This is a genomic window from Massilia mucilaginosa (assembly GCF_011682145.1).
Lineage (GTDB): Bacteria > Pseudomonadota > Gammaproteobacteria > Burkholderiales > Burkholderiaceae_D > Telluria_A > Telluria_A mucilaginosa.
This window is the reverse complement of sequence record NZ_WHJH01000033.1, coordinates 1-20,097: the sequence shown is the minus strand read 5'-3', so window position 1 is coordinate 20,097 and position 20,097 is coordinate 1. Positions and strand designations below refer to the sequence as shown.

At 66.2% G+C, this 20,097-nt stretch carries 16 protein-coding genes and 1 pseudogene; 5 read left to right on the top strand and 12 right to left on the bottom strand.

Annotated elements, in window-relative coordinates; all coding sequences use genetic code 11:
• Nucleotides 1-33 precede the first annotated feature (33 nt).
• The 4 genes from F2P45_RS22205 to F2P45_RS22190 form a co-directional block, all read right to left on the bottom strand.
• Nucleotides 34-1,863 carry a linalool dehydratase/isomerase domain-containing protein gene (locus F2P45_RS22205; protein WP_166880032.1) on the bottom strand — a complete coding sequence of 610 codons (1,830 nt, stop codon included), beginning with the start codon at nucleotides 1,861-1,863 and terminating at the stop codon, nucleotides 34-36.
• A 297-nt stretch (nucleotides 1,864-2,160) separates the two neighbouring features.
• Nucleotides 2,161-2,769, bottom strand: coding sequence for a hypothetical protein (locus tag F2P45_RS22200; protein WP_166880030.1), 609 nt, complete (start codon nucleotides 2,767-2,769; stop codon nucleotides 2,161-2,163).
• Nucleotides 2,770-2,816: 47 nt separating this feature from the next.
• Nucleotides 2,817-3,428, bottom strand: coding sequence for a hypothetical protein (locus F2P45_RS22195; RefSeq protein WP_166880028.1), 612 nt, complete (start codon nucleotides 3,426-3,428; stop codon nucleotides 2,817-2,819).
• 37 nt (nucleotides 3,429-3,465) lie between these two features.
• Nucleotides 3,466-7,512 (bottom strand): Pls/PosA family non-ribosomal peptide synthetase, encoded by a 4,047-nt coding sequence (locus tag F2P45_RS22190; RefSeq protein ID WP_166880026.1) that lies wholly within the window; start codon nucleotides 7,510-7,512, stop codon nucleotides 3,466-3,468.
• Between the two features lie 180 nt (nucleotides 7,513-7,692).
• Here F2P45_RS22190 and F2P45_RS22185 point away from each other — a divergent pair, with 180 nt between their 5' ends.
• Nucleotides 7,693-8,904 carry a DUF1444 domain-containing protein gene (locus F2P45_RS22185; protein ID WP_166880025.1) on the top strand — a complete coding sequence of 404 codons (1,212 nt, stop codon included), beginning with the start codon at nucleotides 7,693-7,695 and terminating at the stop codon, nucleotides 8,902-8,904.
• Here the strand turns inward: F2P45_RS22185 and F2P45_RS22180 are convergent.
• From F2P45_RS22180 to F2P45_RS22170, 3 genes are read right to left on the bottom strand one after another with little or no spacing between them, the layout of a single operon-like run.
• Complete coding sequence (locus F2P45_RS22180) at nucleotides 8,841-10,169, bottom strand: permease (RefSeq protein ID WP_187367210.1); 1,329 nt, start codon at nucleotides 10,167-10,169, stop codon at nucleotides 8,841-8,843. The two genes, F2P45_RS22185 and F2P45_RS22180, sit on opposite strands and share 64 nt — an antisense overlap.
• Nucleotides 10,170-10,172: 3 nt before the next feature.
• Nucleotides 10,173-10,427, bottom strand: coding sequence for a DUF2249 domain-containing protein (locus tag F2P45_RS22175; RefSeq protein WP_166880023.1), 255 nt, complete (start codon nucleotides 10,425-10,427; stop codon nucleotides 10,173-10,175).
• Nucleotides 10,424-10,888, bottom strand: a complete 465-nt coding sequence (locus tag F2P45_RS22170) for a hemerythrin domain-containing protein (protein WP_166880021.1) — start codon at nucleotides 10,886-10,888, stop codon at nucleotides 10,424-10,426. Before F2P45_RS22170 ends, F2P45_RS22175 begins: the two co-directional genes overlap by 4 nt.
• A gap of 123 nt (nucleotides 10,889-11,011) precedes the next feature.
• Here F2P45_RS22170 and ubiU point away from each other — a divergent pair, with 123 nt between their 5' ends.
• From ubiU to F2P45_RS22150, 4 genes are read left to right on the top strand one after another with little or no spacing between them, the layout of a single operon-like run.
• A complete protein-coding gene (gene ubiU, locus F2P45_RS22165; RefSeq protein WP_166880019.1) occupies nucleotides 11,012-12,046 on the top strand; it encodes a ubiquinone anaerobic biosynthesis protein UbiU in 1,035 nt (344 codons plus the stop codon).
• Between the two features lie 13 nt (nucleotides 12,047-12,059).
• Entirely contained in the window at nucleotides 12,060-12,959 is a 900-nt protein-coding gene (gene ubiV, locus F2P45_RS22160; protein ID WP_166880105.1) for a ubiquinone anaerobic biosynthesis protein UbiV, read from the top strand.
• Nucleotides 12,956-13,417 (top strand): ubiquinone anaerobic biosynthesis accessory factor UbiT, encoded by a 462-nt coding sequence (gene ubiT / locus F2P45_RS22155; protein WP_166880017.1) that lies wholly within the window; start codon nucleotides 12,956-12,958, stop codon nucleotides 13,415-13,417. Before ubiV ends, ubiT begins: the two co-directional genes overlap by 4 nt.
• 12 nt (nucleotides 13,418-13,429) lie before the next feature.
• Nucleotides 13,430-13,801: a putative zinc-binding protein gene (locus F2P45_RS22150; RefSeq protein ID WP_166880103.1), complete on the top strand. Its 372-nt coding sequence runs from the start codon at nucleotides 13,430-13,432 to the stop codon at nucleotides 13,799-13,801.
• A gap of 118 nt (nucleotides 13,802-13,919) precedes the next feature.
• Here F2P45_RS22150 and F2P45_RS22145 read toward each other — a convergent pair whose 3' ends face one another.
• From F2P45_RS22145 to nirK, 5 genes and pseudogenes are all read right to left on the bottom strand, one after another.
• On the bottom strand, nucleotides 13,920-14,636 hold the full coding sequence (locus F2P45_RS22145; protein WP_223164806.1) for an anaerobic ribonucleoside-triphosphate reductase activating protein: 717 nt from the start codon (nucleotides 14,634-14,636) through the stop codon (nucleotides 13,920-13,922).
• Nucleotides 14,620-16,848 (bottom strand): annotated as a pseudogene (locus F2P45_RS22135) (ribonucleoside triphosphate reductase). Before F2P45_RS22135 ends, F2P45_RS22145 begins: the two are co-directional and overlap by 17 nt.
• A 121-nt stretch (nucleotides 16,849-16,969) precedes the next feature.
• Nucleotides 16,970-17,560, bottom strand: a complete 591-nt coding sequence (locus F2P45_RS22130) for an SCO family protein (protein WP_166880011.1) — start codon at nucleotides 17,558-17,560, stop codon at nucleotides 16,970-16,972.
• Nucleotides 17,557-18,363 carry a formylglycine-generating enzyme family protein gene (locus F2P45_RS22125; protein ID WP_166880009.1) on the bottom strand — a complete coding sequence of 269 codons (807 nt, stop codon included), beginning with the start codon at nucleotides 18,361-18,363 and terminating at the stop codon, nucleotides 17,557-17,559. Before F2P45_RS22125 ends, F2P45_RS22130 begins: the two co-directional genes overlap by 4 nt.
• A 7-nt stretch (nucleotides 18,364-18,370) precedes the next feature.
• On the bottom strand, nucleotides 18,371-19,780 hold the full coding sequence (gene nirK, locus F2P45_RS22120; protein WP_166880007.1) for a copper-containing nitrite reductase: 1,410 nt from the start codon (nucleotides 19,778-19,780) through the stop codon (nucleotides 18,371-18,373).
• Nucleotides 19,781-20,097: the final 317 nt, after the last annotated feature.

The following is a 20,097-nucleotide window of genomic DNA, read 5'->3' as shown; positions in this document are numbered from 1 at the left end:
CCAGCACAGCGGCCAGCAGGACGCAGCAAGCCATTATCTGCCTCCCCGGGCTTGAACGTGCAGGTTTGTGCGTCCGGCGAACGGCATGCGCAAGCTTGCCTTGCCGTTCGCATCGGCTGTCACGGTAACATCGTTAGCGAGGTACACACCGTGCGCCTGCAGGCCGACGAGGCCGATCGTGTGGATGCCGTCGGCGTACAGCACCGCGCGCAAGCCCTGCTCGCCCGCGTGGGCGCTGGCGACCAGGATGTCGGGGTAGGCCAGGGCATCGAGCTGCGGCCCCGCCACTGCACGCGGCTCACTAATCACCTGGCGGAAGCCATTGCGCGTGCCGGCGCGCGCCATCAGCTCGACGCCGTGCGCCCAGACCGAGGCGCGCACGCGGTGGATCACGCCATCCTTGAGCACACTCGGGCACTCCGCTTCCAGCGCCTCCATGCAGGCGTGGTAGACGGCGCTGTCGCCCAATTCGGCCGCAGCCAGCGCGGTGGCGCTGTAGGCGCTGGCGCGCGAGAAACCATAATTGCCGGTGTCGACAGGCCAGAAGGCGCGGCGGCGGAAGGCGCCATCGGGCGTGAACAACTGGCGCCGCAGCAGCAGCCACTGGCGGCGCGCCAGATCGGGAGCGACCACGTTCAGGAAGAAGCACGGCATCGCCAGCGGCATCGCGCCGCCGATGGCCGGCAGGGCCAGGCCCGTGCGCGCCGACTTGCAGGGAATGAAGCGCCCGCGGCCATCGAGGAATTCGGCGTCCAGGTTGTGGCGGAAGTCGTGCGCGCGGCCGGCCCAGCGCTGCTCTCCATGCTGCGCGTCGAAGGCCATGATCGCGCTGGCGCCGATGGTGTTACACAGCGGGTAGACCCAGTTCGGCTCGCAGGCGATCAGGTAGTAGGGCGAGGTCGTGTATTCGTGTTCGAGACGCCGGATCAGCGAGCCGGCATCGTGCGGGTAGCGCCGGCCCGACGGATGGACGAGCGTGAAGCGGCCGGCTTCGGAAAAATCGCGGCGCCCGGTGCTGGCACTGAACAGCGCCATTTGCAGCGCCACGAAGCCGGTGTACATGATGTTCTCGCGCGCGACCGGGTCCGGGTCGGCTTGCAGGTTACCCCACAGGTTCTCCAGCTTCCAGTACGACCAGACCTGGTGCTGCGCCTGTTTGTCGAGCAGTGCGATCTGGGCCTCGTGCATGTAGCCGCGAAACGCCGGCGTGTAGCGCGCCTGCGTGAGCGCCACGCCATACGCGAGGAAGTTCAACTGGTAGCGCGTGGCGGCAGTCTGGAACTGGTCGATTTTTTCGAAGCCGTTGAACTGGCCGAGCGGTTGCAGGGCCCGGTCGAGGGCGAAGCGCAGACGGCGCAGGTGCTCGAGCGACATCTCGGGCGCGCGGCCGGCATCCGGGGCGGCGTCGAAGATGTGGCTCAAGCGGCCGGTTTGACTGGCGAGGTAGGCGTTGTCGATCTTCCTTTGGCGGCGCGCCAGGGCGAAACGGGCGGCCATGGCGATGGCCAGCGCCAGGAGAACGATGCCCACGCCGGTGAAGACCAAGTCGATGGTGGCGGCACGCACGGCGCCATGGCGCATGGTGGCCGCGCCGACGGCCATGCCGAGCCAGGCGACGGGCGGCGCCAGGATATTGCCGGTGCCGAACCAGATCAGCAGCGAGACGCCGAAAGCGGCCATGCCGGCGGCCGCGGCCAGCAGGTGGCTGATGCCGGCGGCGCTGCAGATGTCGGCATGGGCCAAAAAGCCGCCGCCGGGCAGGATCAGGCCCAGGCCCAGGATGTGCAGCTGGTCATGGCGCGACAGGAGCAGCAAGGCCGAACCTGCGCCGAGCATGATCAGATATATCAGCAACAGGCGCATGATGCGTGCCTGAGTAACCGGACCGAACAGTCGTTCATACGGTGGCAGGAGAGCGATATCGGTGTCGTGAGAAGTCATTCCTGCCGGCCGTGGGGTAAAGAAGCTATTCTACTTGAACTGCCGTGAGGAAATTTGTTGTCGGAGATGCATTAAGGCAGGATTCATACGTCGGTACGGAGGAGGCTACCAGTGCCATCGAAGGCGCCGTCGCAAAACTGTCTTTGGCCCTTGACCAATATCAAACACCGGCGTCTGGGTTGCTGAAGATTCAGGTTCTCAAGCGTTGGCATGCCGCCATCAGCGGAAACCCCCGTCGAGCGCGACCGCATTGGCGAGGCGCTCGTCCCCCCACTTTTCACGCGTGAGCATCTCGGGTGGGTACGGCACGACGCCATCCTTGTAGCAAGACAGGTGTTTGATCTGCGCCATGGCCGTTGGTCCGCCGCCAAAGGCTTCCTTGATCAACGCCGCATACTCCAGCGGCTTGCCCAGCCACATGAACTCAAGCGGATTCATGGCCAGGAAGGGCAGCGGCAGTGCCGCCAGCGAGTCCATCGCTTTTTGCCAATAAGCCTTGCCGATGACCTTGTCGCCGGCAATGGCCTCGAAGTGCCAGAATGCCCGCGCCATGTTGTCCAGCGCCTGGGCCACGCTCGTGCAGGGCAAGGCGATGACAAAGGGCGCTTCGTCCTCGGCGTAGTCGCCGTCGGCCTCGTCGTCATCGTACTGCACCGTCACCAGGTGAAAATCTTCCGGCTTGAAGCAGAAAAACCAGGGGATGGGGATGCTGAAGTTACTCTCGGCCACTTCCGCATAGCTGTTTCCCGGTTTGTGCCGATCGCGGGCCAGTGCAAACGGGTTGCTGGTCAGGACCGATGTGTTCAATAGTACTGAGCGATTGGGCATGGATGGCTTTCTGATGTCAGTTCGATCTGCGCGAAACCCGGCCGACCTTACATGCTGTTATGGAAGCCACCATGCAGCGCGACCGCATTGGCGAGGCGGGCATTGTCCATGCCTGGCGCGCCTCCACCGGCCGCAAGCTCGGGCTGGTATGGCGCAATGCCATCCGTGTAGCCAGCAAGGTTCTTGATCTGCGCGATTGCCGCCGCATCGCCAGCAAATGCCTGCGCCATCTCGTCGGCGTACTCGAGCGGGTCGCCCATGAACATGATTTCAAGCGGATTGATGGTCAAATACGGCAGCGGCAGTGCCGTCAAAGCATCCATGGCGGTTTGCCAGTAAGCCCTGCCCAAAGCCTGGTCGCCGGCGATCGCCTCGAAGTGCGGCAATGCCTGCGCCATGTTGTCGATGGCTTTGGCAACGGTGGTACACGGCAATCCGACTTCGATTGCTTCCTCGTCCTCGTCTTCGTCTTCATCAAACTCGACCGTGACCAGCTGGATATCGTCCGCCTTGAAACAGAAAAACCAGGGCACGGGAATCGCGTAGTCAGCTTCGGCAACCTCAGCGTAGCTGTTTCCCGGCTTGTCGGCGTCGCGGGCCAGGGCAAATGGGTTGCTGGTCAGGACGGATGTATTCAGTAGCAGTGCGCGGTTCGCCATGGATGGCTTTCTATTTGAAAGGGATGAATGCGCCAGTCTATTTTATCGAGGTTGGACTGGCAATGACGGTCGGCGCCGCCGGGCAACCCGCCCAGCTGGTGCCTGCCGGAATATGCTCGCCCTTCATCACCAGGGTCAGCGGGCCGAGGCGGGCATTGTCGCCGACTTTGGCGCTGTAGAGCACGGAGCTGCGCGGCCCCATCGTGACCTTGCTGCCGATCTCGATATGGTCGATCTTCATCACGCGGTCTTCGAACAGGTGGGTCTGCGGGCAAGCCAAGGCGTTGAGCTCGCTGTAGTCGCCGATCGAGACGCAGTCGAACTCGGTGATATCGGTGGTATCCAGATAGATCCCCCGCCCCATTTTGCACCCCAGCAGCCGAAGCGCCACCGGCAGCCAGGGCGTGCCGCGCAGATAGCGCATGAAGTTGGGCACGGCGATGCCCTCGTACAGATTGGTCACGCCTTCCGACAGCCACACGAACGGGGTCCACATCGGCGCCGAGCGCTTGCGGTAGCGGCCCAGCAGCAGCCACTTGAGCGTGAGCACGAACACGAAGTTGCCGATGCCGTACACCAGCCCGGCCAGCGCCAGGTCGGCGCTCACCTCGCCCCACAGCCCTGCGGCCGCGGCCGGCATGACGTCCAGCACGACCGTGTAGCCGACGGCGATCACCAGCGCGTGCGGTGCCACGATGCGGAAGGTTTCCACCAGCGTGCGCCCGATGCGGCGCAGCGCCGATGGCCGGTAGGTCAGCCATTCCGGATAGCCGCCGACCTGCTCGCGCGCGGGCAGGTGGATCGCCGGCGAACCGAGCCAGGTGTCGCCGCTGGCCATGCGCGCGTTGTCCGGCGCATGGGTGTGCACGCCGACCAGTACCCGTTCCGGCAGGATTGTGCCGTCGGGAATATAGCTGCCATTACCGACAAAGCTGCGGTGCGATACCACCGTTGCCTGCATGGTCATCCAGCCGCCGTCGATGTGTTCGTCGCCGAGCATGACGGCGTCGGCGATAAAGGTGTCGTCGCCCAGGGTCAGCATGTCGGGCACCACGCCGAGCGCGGTCGAAATCTCGGCATCGCGCCCGACCCTGGCGCCCAGCAGGCGGTACCAGAAGGGGGCGAATACGGTCGCGTAAATGCCATGCAGCACGTTCAGGCTGGATTCCTGGATATGGCTCACCAGCCACTTGGCACAATAGATATTGCTGTGGACGGCCGAGCGGCCCGGTTTCAGGCGCGGCAGGCCGCCCCAGCGGATCGCGGCCGAGACCAGCGCGGTCAGCACGATCAGCACGGCGCTGGCCGGAAACGCCAGCAGGAAGTAGCGCACCAGCTGGGTCATGACCTGCTTGCCTTGCAGCCAGGGCATGACCTCCATCTCATCCAACCAGTCGATCAGCACAAAACTCGGAAACACCGGCATGAAGAACACCGTCGTCACCAGCAAGATGCCGAGCACGAAAAACACGGCTTCGCCCGCCAGGCGCGCAGCACTGACTTTGGGCCGGGGCGGCAGGCTGGAGACGAACGGGCCCTGGTCGCGCGCGGGCGAACCGCCCCACACGCGCGCGGCCGGCACGCTGGCGCCATCGGCCAGTGCGGCCTGGCCTTCAAGGTGGCCGAGCGCGCCCACCGAGGTATTGCCTTCCAGGACGGCGTAGGACGACACCGCCGCGTTCTCGCCCAGCGAAATGGTGCCCAGCAGCAGGCGTCCGCGATCGACCCGGGCGTTTTCGAGGTTGACGGCGTTGCCGATGCTAACGCCATCGGCGATGTCGAGCAAGTCCGGCGCGCGCAGGGTGATCGAGCCAACCAGCACCTCGCTGCCGATCTTGGCGCCGAGGGCGCGCAGCCACCACACGTACAGCGAGGAGCCGCTCAGCAGGTAGACCGGGGCCGACTCGACCAGGCGGTCGGCCAGCCACCAGCGGTAGTAGGTCCAGCCCCACAGCGGGTAGGACCCGGCCTTGAGGCGTCCGGCGATCAGCCATTTGCCGGCAATCGCGATGACGAATTCCATCGCCGTGGCAAACAAAAACACGCCGATCGAGGCGGCTACGGCGCGCGCAACCGAGTCGCCCGGTTCGCCGGTGAAAAAGTGATAGGTAAAGAACGGTGCCAGCCACTGCGCCATGCGCAGGGTGACCAGCGGCGGAATGGCCAGCGCCTGGCCGGCCGCGCACAGCCAGCGCCGGGTGGCGGACGGCGCCGTCCAGTCTGGTTCAAGCGCGCCGGCGGCGGGCGCATCCATCAGGGCGATGGCGATCTTGCCGATCTGGCGCTGCTGATAGATATCGCGCACGGTAACGTGGGCAAACGCCGGATCGGCGCGCAAGGCCGAGGCCAGCCGTGCCGCCAGCAGGGAATGTCCGCCCAGGTCGGCAAAAAAGTCGGCGTCGCGCCGGATCGGCAGTCCCGGGAACAAGCCGGCCAGGGCCGCGAACAGGGCTTCTTCGGCCGGGGTTTCGGGCTGGTCAGAACCATCGGCGGCGGCCAGCGCGGCCAGCGGCATGGCCTTGAGCGCCTTGCGGTCGATCTTGCCGGAGGTTAGGCGCGGCATCAGCGGCAAGGCTTGGTAGCGGCTCGGGACCATATAGGCCGGCAACTGTTCGGCCAGGGCGCGCCGCAGCGTGGGGCCGGACACGGCCTCGTCGCTGGCGCCGGCGGCGGGCACCAGGTAGGCGACCAGCCGGTCGATGCCATCGTCCTTGCGCAGCAGCACGGCCACCGTGCCCACGCCCGCCTGCTGGGCCAGCACGGCTTCGATTTCGCCCAATTCCACGCGGAAACCGCGAATTTTGACCTGGTCGTCGGTGCGGCCGAGGCACTGCACTTCGCCGTCGGCGTCGATGCGCGCCAGGTCGCCGGTGCGGTACAGGCGCTCGTCGTGCGGGCCGCTGGACCAGGGGTTGGCCAGGAATTTTTCATCCGTCAGATCGGGCCGCCCAAGGTAGCCGGCGGCCAGGCCCGGTCCGGTAATGCACAGTTCGCCCGTGGTGCCGCGCGGCTGCAAGGCCAGGCCCGGGCCGTCGGTGCCGATCACCAGCAGGCCGTAGTTGGGCAAGGGCGTGCCGATGGTGATCGCGCGCCCCCGTTCCAGGCGCGCCAGGCTGCACGAGACGGTGGCCTCGGTCGGGCCATAGGTATTGAACATCTGGCGCCCGGGAGCGGACCAGCGCTCGACCACGGCGTCGGGGCACATTTCACCGCCTAAATTGATCAGGCGCAAGCCGGGCACATCGTCGGCGAACAGGGCCAGCAGGGTCGGCACGGCGTGCAGCACGGTCACATGGTTGGCGGCAAGCATGCGCGGCAGCGTTTCCGGGTCGCCGGCAATGTCCTTGGGGCCGATCCAGAGGGTGGCGCCGACCAGCCAGGAAATCCAGATTTCCTCGAACGACATGTCGAAGGCGACCGAAAAGCCCTGGTACACGCGGTCGTCCGCGCGCACGCCGAGCACCGCGTTTTCGCTGCGCAGGAAGTGGCAAATGCTGCGCTGGGTAATCAAGATGCCTTTCGGCTTGCCGGTCGAGCCGGAGGTATAGATGACGTAGGCGGGCTGGTCGGGCGAGACCTCGCCGCGGCGCTGCACCGATTCGCCGTCCGCCAGCGGGGCCAGCAAGTCCTCGGCGCACCAGACGGCGGTGGCGTTGCCGGCCAGCTGGCCGGCCAGCGCGGCGCTGGTGACCACGCCGACGGCGCTGGCGTCGTCCACGCAGACGGCGAGGCGCTCGACCGGGGTATCCTGGTCGACCGGCAGCCAGGCGGCGCCGGCCTTGGCGATGGCGGCCTGCGCAAGCAGCAACTCGATGCCGCGCATCATCCACAGGCCGACAATCTGGCCGGGACGCACGCCCAGGCCGATCAGGCGCGAGGCGCCCAGGTCGGCCAGCCGGTCCAGCTCGGCATAGCTCAGGCTGCGCTCGCGATAGATCAGCGCAAGCTGGCCGGGCATGCGGCGGGCGCTCGCTTCGAGCAGGTCGGCCAGAATTTCGTGTTTCAGCAGGGCGGGTTCGGCCGGCCCGTACAGGATGTCCGGATGGGCGCCGGGGGCGGCGACAGGCAAATTTTGATCGAGCATGGGTACCACGAGGTTGAGCGGCGCAAAGGAAGCTCGGCGCCAGACGCCAAGATAGTACATTTCATATCTGTCGTGTTGCCGTACAGCTCTGTATTCAGCGTAACTTAAGCCGCCGCCGCCAGATCGGTGCCGCAAGCAGGTACAATTTCCCTATATCAACTAGATAATGGGAGACCGTCCGTGGGAATCCTCGATCTGTTCGGCTCGAAGCTGACGCCGGCAAAATTTGCCACCCTGATGACCGACGCCGCCCGCCGGCTCGGGATTACCGAAACCATCCGCTACGATGCGGACGCCTTCAGCCTGGCGATCGGGGCCGATACCAGCCGCGTGCTCAATCTGCACAATGCGTACAACGAGTACTGCCGGGCCGGCAACGACGAGCGCGCCGGGGTCATTGCCGCTTACGCCGCCGCGTTTGTGCCGCGGTCCATGCCGGCCACGTTTGCCGCAGCCAGGCAAGCCTTGCTGCCGATCCTGCGTAACCGCGCGACGCCGGACCTGCTGCGCCTGACGCAAGCGTGCACCAACGACGTCGGGCACGATGCGCAGGCCACGCTGCCGTTCAGCGAAGACGCCGTGCTGATGCTCGCCTACGATACCGAACATGCGGTCCAGCCGATCACCGCGTCCATGTTGAAAGGCTGGGGCGTCAGTATCGAGGAATGCCTGGCCGTCGCGCTGGACAATCTGCGCGAGCGCACGGTGTCCAGGTTCGACGAGGTGGTGCCGGGCGTCTTTGTCAGTGCCTGGAACGACTCGTACGACACCTCGCGCCTGCTGTTCCCGGATATCGTGCACCAGCTGAATTTGGGCGCCGACCCGGTGATGATGATCCCCACGCGCGGACGCATGATCGCCACGTCCGGCGTCAACCTTGCGGGCATGCTGGCCATGACCGAACTGGCGCAGCGCTACGTGGACGAGGAGGGACGCCAGATATCGGCGCTGATGTACCGCTTCCACAAGGGCCGCGCCGTGCAGCATATCCCCGAAGAGCCGGTGGCGGCCAGGCTCAAGGCGCTTCAGTTGCAGTCGCTGGCGTCCGACTACGGCGGCCAGAAACAGCTGCTCGACAGATTCCATGAACGCAAAGGCATCGATATCTACGTCGCCAGCTGTCAGTTGATGCAGGCAGCCGATGGCAGCGTGGTCACCATGAGCGTCTGGACCGAGGGCGTGGCGACCTTGCTGCCGAAAACCTCGATGGTGGTGCTGAACCGCGTGGTCGCCGACGGGGAGCCGGTCGAGCCGATCGCGGTGGCCTGGGATGAACTGATGAACAAGACCGGGTCCCTGAAGCTGCTCGACGCCAGCTATCCGCCGCGCTACCGCACCATTGGCTTTCCGCCCGGGGCGGTGCTCGACACCCTGGTGCTCATCGCGCTGTAGCCGCGCCTGAGCGCCATCGACAGGTTCACCAGCAGGAATGCGGCCGACAGGCCCATCGCCACCGCCGCCGGCCGCGCCAGCAGCGCCGGCCACCAGCAGGCCGCCAGCAGCAGGGCCAGGGCCGCGGCATGCAGCCAGAACTGGCGCTGCGCCACCTGGTCGGTAATGAGCGTCTTGATGGCAGGTGCGCGCTGGCCTTCGGCCGCGCGCTCCTGCAGCTCGCGCCAGACCAGGAACGGCACAATCTTGTACAGCATGCCGTTAATCGTCGAGTACAAAAAACCCACCAGCATCAGCACGCCCATCGCCAGGGTGCGGCCTTCGCCCGCCACGCCGGCCGGCAGCGCCCACAGCGCCGCGCAGGCGAGCATGCTGGCCATGGCCAGGCGCCAGAACAGGGTCATGGCGTCGGCCTGCGGGCGCTTGCGGCGCGCCAGCAGGCGCAGGGTGGCCAGCGCGAAGACGGCGTAGGCGGCCAGCAGCAGCGCGCTGGCCAGGGTGTCGATCCAGGGCAGGCGCGCGCGCAGCGCGGTGGCGCTCACGGTCCACAGCACCAGCAGCAAAAAGATCGCCACGCCCAGCACCTGCGGCAGCGGTTTGCCGTACAGCGGCGTGACCTGGAACATCGGCACCACCTGGAACGACACGCCGGCCAGCAGCAGTCCGCCCCACCCGAACACACCCCACAGCGCATGCAGGTCGGTGGCCAGCATCAGCGGCAGCGGTGCGTGCGATCCGGGCCGGGCGAAGGCCCATGCCATCAGCGCGCCCAGGCACACCGTCACGACCAGGCTGCCGAGCGCCAGCCGGACGGTGGCCGTCATCGGGATCGCGCCGGGCGGCGGCATCTGCCACAGGGCGACCGTGAGTGCGCCGATCAGCCACGCGAAGCCGGGCAGCAGCAGGGCCAGCGCGAGTTGAAACAGCCAGGGCTGGGTGAACAGGAAGGCGCAGCACAAGGCCGCCGTGCCGCCGGCCAGCAGCGCATGCACGCCGGGCGCCAGGATGCGCGCACGCGGCAGCGACACCCCGGCCACCACGGGCAGGATCTGGATCAGCGCGCCGGCCATGGTCATGCCCAGGGTGCCGAGGGTGAGCAGATGGGTCAGCGCCAGCGTGGCTGGCGACCAGCGCGAGGCCAGCGCCGGCGCGCCTTGCCACAGCAGCAGCGCGGCGGCCAGCAGTGCGAACAGCGGCGTGGCGAAGAAGTAGCGCAGCACCGCGCCGAGCGGCGGCGACTGTTCGAGCGAGAGGGTGCGCTGCATGCGTCAGGCGGCCGGAATGCGGCGCCAGATGCGCACTTCGTACAGGTAGTCGGGCAGCGCGCTGGTGGCGTGACCGTAGCCGTTTTGCGCCAGGATGCGGTACAGCGGGCGCGGTTCGCGTTCGATCAGCATGCACAGATGGTCGCCGTCGGGCAGGCGATCGAGCGCATCGAGCACGCGTTCCAGGGGTTCGGGCGGCTCCAGGCCGCGCACGTCGATGTGGTGGGTTTGCGCGGTGTGCGGGACGGCGGCGTTCATGCCGCGCTGGCCAGTTGGTCCAGCGCGCCGAAGGCCTGCATGGCCGCCACCAGCTTGTGGCAGCTGGGCGCGAGCACCCGTTCGATCATCGGATAGAGCACGCCTTCTTCCTTTTCGCTGTGCTGGTACAGCACGATGCCGAGCGTATCGGCGTGATCGAGGAAGGCTTCGGTGTCGCGTTCGCGCAGCGCGTTCGATAAGCGCTGCACCACGCCGCGAATGCGCAGGTGCTCGCTGCGCATCGACGCGGTGGGGGCGCTGGCGGCGCCGATGGAGTTCTCGAAGGCCGGAAAGACGATTCGCTCCTCCATCAGCAGATGCCGTTCGAGCGCGTGGCAGAAGGTGGCGAAGGCGTGTCCCGCCTCGCGCCACAGGCCTTTGCGCACGGCGCGCCGCGCATCCGCGAACAGCGCGTCGCAGCGCACATGGTCGGCTTCGAGATAGCTTCCGATTGTGTCCATCGTGGTCTCCTGCTGTTTTTGCATGACATCATTGTCGCCGCATCGCAGTCCGAAAATCCTTGATGCAGGTCAAAGATTTTCGGCATGCCGTCGGGCTACAGTGCAGTCCCCACCTTACGACGAATGAACACGATGTCAAATTCTTCCAACGGCGCCACGCCGTTCGAACTGGTGTGCCCGGCCGGTAGCCTGCCGGCCCTCAAGGCGGCCGTGGACAATGGCGCCGACTGCGTCTACCTCGGTTTTCGCGACGCGACCAACGCCCGCAACTTCGCGGGCCTGAACTTCGACGAGGCCGCGATCGAACAGGGCATCGCCTACAGCCACGCGCGCGGGCGCAAGGTGCTGCTGGCGCTGAACACCTATCCGCAGCCCGCCGCCGGCGCCCTGTGGCGGCGCGCCATCGACCGCGCCGCCGGCGCCGGCATCGACGCCATCATCCTGGCCGACCCGGGCCTGATGCGCTACGCCGCCGAACGCTATCCGGCGCTGCGGCTGCACCTGTCGGTGCAGGGCTCGGCCACCAACTACGAGGCCATCAATTTCTTCCACCGCCACTTCGGCATTGCGCGCGCGGTACTGCCGCGGGTGCTGTCGGTGGCGCAGGTCGAGCAAGTGGTGCGCAATACCCCGGTCGAGATCGAAGTCTTCGGCTTCGGCAGCCTGTGCGTAATGGTCGAGGGGCGCTGCGCGCTGTCGTCGTATGCAACGGGCGAGTCGCCCAACACGCATGGCGTGTGCTCGCCGGCCAAGGCGGTGCGCTGGCAGCAGACCCCGGCCGGGCTGGAGTCGCGCCTGAACGAGGTGCTGATCGATCGCTACGCCGACGGCGAGCAGGCCAACTATCCAACCCTGTGCAAGGGCCGCTTCGACGTCGCCGGCGAACAGTTTTACGCGATCGAGGAACCGGCCAGCCTGAATACCCTGGAACTGCTGCCGCAGCTGATTGAACTGGGCGTGAGCGCGATCAAGATCGAAGGGCGCCAGCGCAGTCCCGCCTACGTGGCGCAGGTAACGCGCGTATGGCGCGAAGCGATCGACCAGTACCGCGCCAGTCCGATGCGGTTTTCGGCCAAACAGGCGTGGATGGCCGATCTGAACAAGGTGGCAGAGGGGCAGCAGCACACGCTGGGCGCCTACCACCGCTCATGGAAATAGGGGAGGCACAATGATGAAACTGGCCCTCGGACCGGTGTTGTACTACTGGCCGCGCGATACGATGATGGCGTTCTACGACGCGGTGGCGGCAAGCCCGGTCGATATCGTCTACCTTGGCGAAACGGTGTGCTCGCGCCGCCACGAGCTGCGCTTGCCCGACTGGCTGGCGCTGGCGGCCATGCTGGCCGACGCCGGCAAGGAGGTGGTGCTGTCGACCCAGGCCCTGCTGGAATCGGGCAGCGACCTGACCAATCTGCGCAAGCTCACCTGCAACGGACGCTTTGCGGTCGAAGCGAACGATATCGGCGCCGTGCACTGCCTGGACGGCAGCTTGCCGTTCGTGGCCGGTCCGCACCTGAACCTGTACAACGAAGACAGCGTGGCGCTGATGGCGCAACTGGGCGCGCGGCGCTGGGTGATGCCGTTGGAGATGGGCCGCGCCGCACTGGCAACGATGCAGCAAAGCCGGCCGACGGGGCTGGAAACCGAGGTGTTCGCGTATGGCCGCATGCCGCTGGCGTTCTCCGCACGCTGCTTCACGGCGCGCCACCGCAACCTGGGCAAGGACGATTGCCAGTTCAGCTGCATGGCGCACCCGGACGGACTGGAACTGCGCACGCGCGACGCCGATACCTTCCTGATCCTGAACGGCACCCAGATCCAGTCGCACCTGGTGTACAACCTGCTGGGCGAAATGGCGGTGATGGCGTCGATGGGCGTGGACGTGCTGCGCATCAGTCCACAGGCGCAGCATACCGACGCCGTGGTGGCGCTGTTCGACCGCGCGCGCCGGCGCGAGCTGGAGACGGCGCAGGCGCAGGCCGCTCTGGCGCCGCTGATGCCGGCGGCGGCCTGTGACGGCTACTGGCACGGCAAGCCGGGCATGGCGTTCGACAAGCGGGAGGCAGCATGAAGCCGCACGCGTATCCGCTGTTGCCCAAGCCGCTGGCCGGTGTGCTTGGGCGCCTGCCGCGCTTTCCGGGTTCGCTGCTGTTTGCCGCCGGCTTGAGCCGCGTGCTCGGGCCGCACCTGCCCGGCGACGTGCGCGCGGCGATGGACAAGCGCTCGATTGGCATCGTCGTCATCGATGCCGGCCTGCGCTTCGATGTGAGCTGGCACGGATCGCGCTTCGTGGCCATTGCGGCGCAGGAGAAACCGGATCTGTCGATCGGCGCCAGTGCGCGCGATTTTTTGCTGCTGGCGCAGCGCCGCGAAGATCCGGACACGCTGTTTTTCGCACGTCGCCTGACGATGGAGGGCGACACCGAACTGGGGCTGCTGGTGAAAAACACGCTCGACGCGATTGACGTTGCGCTGTTCGATCCGGAGCGTTTGCTGCCGGCGCGCTGGCGCCGGGGCTCTGCCATGTAAGGGAGGTTGATGATGGGTACCGACAGGGCGGCGCTGCCGCTGGTGTATTCGTGTTCGGGATGTTCGAGCGCGGCGCAGATGGCGAATTACCTGGCGCTGTCGCTCGATCGCAGCGGCGCGGCCGAAATGTCGTGCATCGCCGGCGTTGGCGGCGGCGTGGCGCCGCTGGTCAAGCTGGCGCGCTCGGGCCGCCCTGTGCTGGCGATCGACGGCTGTCCGCTGGCCTGCGCGCGCCAGTGCCTGGCGCGGCACGGCGTGGTGCCGGACCGGCATGTGCTGCTCAGTGAACTTGGAGTGCGCAAGAAGATGCATGCGGATTTTGACAAGGCGCAGGCGGAAGAACTGGCAGCGCAGTTGCGCACCGATATCGGTGTGCTGCGCTAAACCACCGTCTTCCCCGCGCAGGCGGGGACCCATACCACCTCTGCTCAGACGTGCTATGGGTCCCCGCCTGCGCGGGGAAGACGGCTCGTAGGTAGTTGGAACTTGCTGGCTGTCTGTTTCACGCGGGCCGCATTACGAAGGTGTCGAAGCGCGCGCCAATGCGTTGCAGCGCCGCTGCGTTCATGACAGGACCCGCCGTCGCGTTCAGGCCGGCATCCGCGCAGCCCTGCGCGCGGAAGGTCTGGATGGCGTAATTGCGCACGCCGGCATCGGCCAGCGTCATCGCCAGGCCCTCCACCTCGGCTTCCGACAACAGTGCCGGATGCAGCGTGGTCCTGCACTCGTGCGCCACGCCGCTCTCGACGATCATCTGCAGGCAGGCCCGCGCCGGCTCGCCGCTGCCGGCCACGCCCGTCACGCGCTGGTAGGCCTCGAATGGGGCCTTGATATCGAACCCCACCCAATCGACCAGCGGCAGCACCTCCTTCAGCTGGCGCGGGTAGATGCACGCCGTGTGCAGTCCGACCGCAAGGCCCATCTGGCGTACCGCCGCCATCGCAAACGGCAGCGCGGGGTCCATGGTCGGCTCGCCGCCGCTGAACACCACGCCATCGAGCAAGCCGGCGCGCCGCACCAGCAGCGCCATCACGTCGGCCCAGGAGTGCGGCCCGCGCTGGCGCGGTTGCAGGTGCGGATTGTGGCAGTAGCCGCAGCGCCACGGGCATCCCTGGATGAACACCGCGGCCGCCAGCTTGCCGGGAAAATCGGTCGCGGTAAAGGCGGTGACCCCGCCCACCCGCAGCGCGCCGGCGCCCACGCTAGCTGCGCGCCGCAATGGCGCGCTCGGTAAACCAGGTGCGCTCGTGGAACTCGCCCTTCTTGCCGGTGTTGAAGGACGACACGGGGCGGTGATAACCCATCACGCGGGTCCAGACTTCGCAGGGCTGGCGCTCGGCGTCGGTGAGGGTGATGGTTTGGGGTGCGAAAAATACAGCTTGGCTCAGGTCTGACATGGATAACTCCTTGGTTGGTTACGCAACTTCGCGTTGCTTGCGCGCGATCAGGTCAAGATCGCATTTGGGACAAAACGGATGGCTGCCCCCCAGATAACCGTGCTTGGGGCAGATCGAAAACGTCGGCGTGACGGTGATGTAGGGCAGGCCGAAGCGGCCAAGGGCGCGCTTGACCAGCGAGCGGCAGGCGTCGGCCGTCGACAGCGGTTCGCTCATGTACAGGTGCAGCACGGTGCCGCCGGTGTATTTGCGCTGTAGCGGATCCTGCCGTTCCAGCGCCTCGAACGGATCGTCGGTGAAGCCGACCGGCAGCTGCGACGAGTTGGTGTAGTAGGGCATGGCGTCGGTGCCGGCCTGCAGGATGTCGGGATGGCGCTTGCGGTCTTCGCGCGCGAAACGGTAGGTGGTGCCTTCGGCGGGCGTCGCTTCGAGGTTGTACATATGGCCGGTCTGGTCCTGGAATTCGAGCATGCGCGCGCGCACGTGGTCCAGCAGGCGCAGGGCGAAGGCGTGGCCCCAGTCGCTCGAAATATCGTGCTCGCCCCACGTGAAATTGCGGATCATCTCATTGACGCCGTTCACGCCCAGGGTCGAAAAGTGATTGCGCAGGGTGCCCAGGTAGCGCTTCGTGTACGGGAACAGGCCATTGTCCATGTGGCGCTGGATGACCTTGCGCTTGATCTCCAGGCTGTCGCGGCCCAGGTCGAGCAGGCGGTCGAGTGCCTCGAACAGGCCTTCCTCGTCGTCCGCATGCAGGTAGCCCAGGCGCGCGCAGTTGATCGTCACCACACCGAGCGAGCCGGTTTGTTCGGCCGATCCGAACAGGCCATTGCCGCGCTTGAGCAGTTCGCGCAGGTCGAGCTGGAGGCGGCAGCACATCGAACGGATCATGTTCGGCTTGAGTTCCGAGTTGAGGAAGTTCTGGAAGTAGGGCAGGCCGTAGCGCGCCGTCATTTCGAACAGCAGTTCCGCATTCGGGCTATTCCACGCAAAGTCCTCGGTGATGTTGTAGGTCGGGATCGGGAAAGTGAACACGCGTCCCTTGGCGTCGCCCGTCATCATGATCTCGATGTAGGCGCGGTTGATCATGTCCATCTCGACCTGCAAGTCGCCGTAGGTGAACGGCATATCGGCGCCGGCGATGTGCGGCACCTGCTCGCGCAGGTCTTCCGGGCACACCCAGTCGAAGGTGAGGTTGGTGAACGGCGTCTGCGTGCCCCAGCGCGACGGCACGTTCAGGTTGTAGATCAGCTCCTGGATATACTGCTTGACGCTCTCGTAGCTGAGCGAGTCGACGCGCACGTATGGCGCCATGTAGGTGTCGAAAGAGCTGAACGCCTGGGCGCCCGCCCATTCGTTCTGCAGCGTGCCGAGGAAGTTGACGATCTGGCCGATGGCGCTCGACATGTGTTTCGGCGGCGCCGATTCGATCTTGCCCGGCACGCCGTTCAAGCCTTCGTGCAGCAGTGTGCGCAACGACCAGCCGGCGCAGTAGCCGGCCAGCATGTCGAGGTCGTGGATGTGCAGGTCGGCGTTGCGGTGGGCGCTACCCACGGCGGGCGGATAAACGTGATCGAGCCAGTAATTGGCGATCACCTTGCCCGATACATTCAGAATCAGTCCGCCCAGCGAATAGCCCTGGTTGGCGTTGGCGTTGACGCGCCAGTCGCGCTGCTCCAGGTACTCGTTCATCGACGCTTCGACGTCGATCAGGCTTTTGCGGTCGCGCCGCAGGCCGTGGTGCTGCTCGCGATACACGACAAAAGCGCGCAGGGTCGCGCGGTGGCCGGCCTCGAACAGGGCGGTTTCGACCGCGTCCTGGACTTGTTCGACACCGGGCGTGGCGGTGGCCAGTGCGGACAGCGCGGGCAGCACCGCGTTCCGGGTCAGGCTGTGCGCGGTGCCGGCATCGAACTCGCCGCTGGCCTGAGCGGCGCGCTGCATGGCCGACTCGATGCGGGTCGTGTCGAACGGCTTGACGGCGCCGTCGCGCTTGCGGATGTGGGTGGGTAAGTGAAGCGGTGGATTGATCATTTGCTCTCCATGAGGCACAAGATGTAGTGCATGGAGAGAGGTTAGTGACTATATATAGTGTGGTCAACGGAGTTTTAGCGCGTTTGCAAAATCCTTGATCCAGATTGGTTTTCGCCGCCGGCTATTTGACAGCGAGCCGGATCCGGGCGACAAACGCGGGATCGGGCAGGGGACTCAGTTGCGTGCTGCTTGCTAGCAGTTTGCCGCCGGCGTCGAGCAGGCACACGCGCGTGGTGTGGTTGATTTCGCCGTTGGTGACGGCGCGGTACTTGACCTGCAAGGCGCCGGCCATGGCGCGCGTATGGGTTTCGTTGGCGGCCACCGCCAGGCGGAAGATGGCGGGATCGAGCTTGTGCGATTTGGCCAGGTCGGCCAGCGAGCCGGGCGTGTCGTACAGCGGGTCGAGGCTGACCATCAGCACCGTCAGCCGGCCCGGCGCGGGCTTGACCGCGTCGACCGTGCGGCGCAGGTTTTCGATGATGATCGGGCAGGCTGCGTTGCAGTCGCCGTAGAACATCGTTACCAGCAACGGGCGGCCGGCCAGCGCGCGCCAGTCGAACTGGCGCCCCTGGCTGTCCTTGAGCGGGACCGAGAGGCGGTACAGCGAATCGGCCGGCAGCGCATCGGCGTGCGCCAGCGGGGCCGCGACGAAGCTGGCGGCAAGGACGCTCGCGCGCAAGAGCGCGCGGCGCACGGGATTGAAGGTGTTCATGGTGAGTCTTTCAGTTTGGATGTATCGGTGGCTGCGTCGCGCGCGCAGCGAAAGCCCAGGTAGCCGCCGTCCTGCGCGCCTTCCATCGCCGCCAGCAGAGCGATGCGCATCAACACCGCGTAATTGCGGCGGTCGCCCAGCGAGAGCGCCGCGCCGCCGCAGTAGTCGAGCTGTTTGCGCGGGTCCTGGGTGCGGCTGTCGGCACTGACGAACAGCGCGCTGTAATCCTCGACCCATTCCCACACCAGGCCATGCATGTCGTACAGGCCGTAAAAATTCGGCGCATTGGCACGCATGCGCGACGGCGGCGTGCTGGCCGGATGGGCGTACCAGTTCAGGATGTGCTCCAGCCATTGGGGATCGTCGCGGGCGTCGGCACGGGTGGCGTCGGCCGCGGCGGCGTATTCCCACTCGTGCCAGCGCGGCAGGCGCGCGCCTTCGCTGGCGCAGAAGGCATTCGCCGCGTGCCAGCTGACGTTGGTGACCGGTGCATCCGGCGCCAGCGCGCCATGGTCGGCGGCGCCGCGCCACGCCGCCAGGTAGGTGGGCGCAGCCAGCACCGCCGGCGCCTGGCCGCGCTGCCATTGCGGATGCGCGAGCACGAACTGGCGAAATTCGGCGTTGCTGACCGGCGCGCTGCGCATCGAAAACGCCGCCACGATGGCCGGCGCCTCCTTGCCGTCGGCCGGCATCACCGAGCGCAGCTCGCCGCCGGGCAGCGCCACGTACTCGCCGGCCGCGGCGGCGCGGGACAGCACCAGCAGCACCGCCGCGCAGGTGGCGATTGTCAGTTGACGTTTCATCGCGCGGTCAATTGGTTTTGACCTGGCGCATCTGCTTGACCTGGGCCGGCGTGATGACGGGTTTGCCGGCGTTCATGTCGGTGCTGACGTAGTTGATGACGGCGGCGACATCGTCGTCATCGAGGTCCTGCGGCGGCATGACCGAGTTGTAATGCTCGCCGTTGACGACCAGCTCTCCGCTGCGGCCATGCAGCACGATGTGCGCCATCTCGTAAGGCCGCTCCTGGAAGAAATCGGAATTGGCGAGCGGCGGGAACACGCCCGGGACGCCTTTGCCGTCGGGCAGATGGCAGGATGCGCAGGTGTTGTCGTAGACCGCCTTGCCGCGCACGCGCTGCGCGTTGGTGGAGGCGGGTAGCGGTGGGGTGGTGGCCGCAACTGCCGGCGCCTTGGCCCCTTTCAGCGCGGTCTTGATGCCCTTGCCGTAGATGTCGGGCCGTTCGGGTCCGCTGACCGCCATCAGGCCGACCGCGCCCTTGTTGAAGGCGCGCGTTAGCGAGTGGTCGACCAGGGTCAGGTTGCCCGGGACGCGCGGCACGAATTCGACGATGGTCGAGCCGCCCGCCGGCACCAGCGTGGTCTGGACGTTTTCCTGGAAGCGGGAACCGCCTTCGGTGTAGACCTTGTCGAAAATGGCGCCGATGACGTGGAAGCTCGAAACGATATTTGGTCCGCCCACGCCGAAGAACATGCGCACCTTGTCGCCCGCCTTGGCGGTCAGCGCGCCCTGGCCGGTCAGTGCGCCGTCGGCGCCGTTGAACAGCACATAGGTTGGCCGCTCGTCGACCGCTTTCTGCATGTCGAAGCCCTGCAGGCCGGGAGCGCGGTAGGCGCCGGTGGTGTAGAAATCGCCCTGCATGACGTAGTATTCCTTGTCGACCTTGGACATGCCTTCTTTGGGTTCGACCAGGATCATGCCGTACATGCCGTTAGCGACGTGCATGCCGACGGGCGCGGTGGCGCAGTGGTATACGTACAGGCCGGGGGCCAGCGCCTTGAAGGTGAAGCTGGCTTGATTGCCCGGTGCGATCAGGGTTTGCCCGGCGCCGCCACCGGGGCCGGTAACCGCGTGCAGGTCGATATTGTGGGGCAGCTTGTTACCGGCCAGGTTTTGCAGGTTCAGTTCGACCGTGTCGCCTTCGCGCACGCGGATCATCTTGCCGGGGACGGTGCCGCCAAAGGTCCAGAAGGTGTAGCGCGTGCCAGGTGCGATCTCGCGCTCGATTTCCTCGACGGTCAGGTTGACGACCACGCGCGCCGGCGTCTTGCGCGTGATTTGCGGCGGCAGCGCGGGCGGCGCGAGCAGTTCCTGATGAATGACCGGCAGCGCCGGCTCGGCGGCCTGGGCGTGCAGCGAGAGGAGGGCGGAAGCGGTGGCGAGGCAGGTGCCGGCGAGGCGGAGAGGAAGCGAGCGCATGATAAGACCTTTTCTTTTTCTGTTGGACGTTGCGAAAGGCAGCCGTCAACAGAATGCTAAGGTTTGCGTTCTGGAAATTCCTTGATGTGGATTACATTTCTGTCTACCAGCCGGTGTCAGGTCTGGCATTCGGACACGGCCTGAACAATACCAACGCTCCTGGCTGGTAAATGCAGCACTGCTCAGGCCTTGTCCGAATGAATGAAAGGGACTTCCCCGTCCCGAGACCTACGGTGACGCGACATTTGTAAGTCAGCGTGGTCTAAACGAATTTGGCGAATCTGTCAGCCACTATCGAAAGGGGAAGTCATGAAAAA

What these genes read in the sequence shown, in the direction of transcription:
- F2P45_RS22125 (WP_166880009.1), bottom strand. Translation starts at nt 18,363, where the DNA reads ATGAAACGTCAACTGACAATCGCCACCTGCGCGGCGGTGCTGCTGGTG.
- F2P45_RS22190 (WP_166880026.1), bottom strand. Translation starts at nt 7,512, where the DNA reads ATGCTCGATCAAAATTTGCCTGTCGCCGCCCCCGGCGCCCATCCGGAC.
- F2P45_RS22130 (WP_166880011.1), bottom strand. Translation starts at nt 17,560, where the DNA reads ATGAACACCTTCAATCCCGTGCGCCGCGCGCTCTTGCGCGCGAGCGTC.
- F2P45_RS22200 (WP_166880030.1), bottom strand. Translation starts at nt 2,769, where the DNA reads ATGCCCAATCGCTCAGTACTATTGAACACATCGGTCCTGACCAGCAAC.
- nirK (WP_166880007.1), bottom strand. Translation starts at nt 19,780, where the DNA reads ATGCGCTCGCTTCCTCTCCGCCTCGCCGGCACCTGCCTCGCCACCGCT.
- F2P45_RS22180 (WP_187367210.1), bottom strand. Translation starts at nt 10,169, where the DNA reads ATGCAGCGCACCCTCTCGCTCGAACAGTCGCCGCCGCTCGGCGCGGTG.
- F2P45_RS22170 (WP_166880021.1), bottom strand. Translation starts at nt 10,888, where the DNA reads ATGGACACAATCGGAAGCTATCTCGAAGCCGACCATGTGCGCTGCGAC.
- F2P45_RS22175 (WP_166880023.1), bottom strand. Translation starts at nt 10,427, where the DNA reads ATGAACGCCGCCGTCCCGCACACCGCGCAAACCCACCACATCGACGTG.
- F2P45_RS22195 (WP_166880028.1), bottom strand. Translation starts at nt 3,428, where the DNA reads ATGGCGAACCGCGCACTGCTACTGAATACATCCGTCCTGACCAGCAAC.
- ubiV (WP_166880105.1), top strand. Translation starts at nt 12,060, where the DNA reads ATGAAACTGGCCCTCGGACCGGTGTTGTACTACTGGCCGCGCGATACG.
- F2P45_RS22150 (WP_166880103.1), top strand. Translation starts at nt 13,430, where the DNA reads ATGGGTACCGACAGGGCGGCGCTGCCGCTGGTGTATTCGTGTTCGGGA.
- ubiU (WP_166880019.1), top strand. Translation starts at nt 11,012, where the DNA reads ATGAACACGATGTCAAATTCTTCCAACGGCGCCACGCCGTTCGAACTG.
- ubiT (WP_166880017.1), top strand. Translation starts at nt 12,956, where the DNA reads ATGAAGCCGCACGCGTATCCGCTGTTGCCCAAGCCGCTGGCCGGTGTG.
- F2P45_RS22205 (WP_166880032.1), bottom strand. Translation starts at nt 1,863, where the DNA reads ATGCGCCTGTTGCTGATATATCTGATCATGCTCGGCGCAGGTTCGGCC.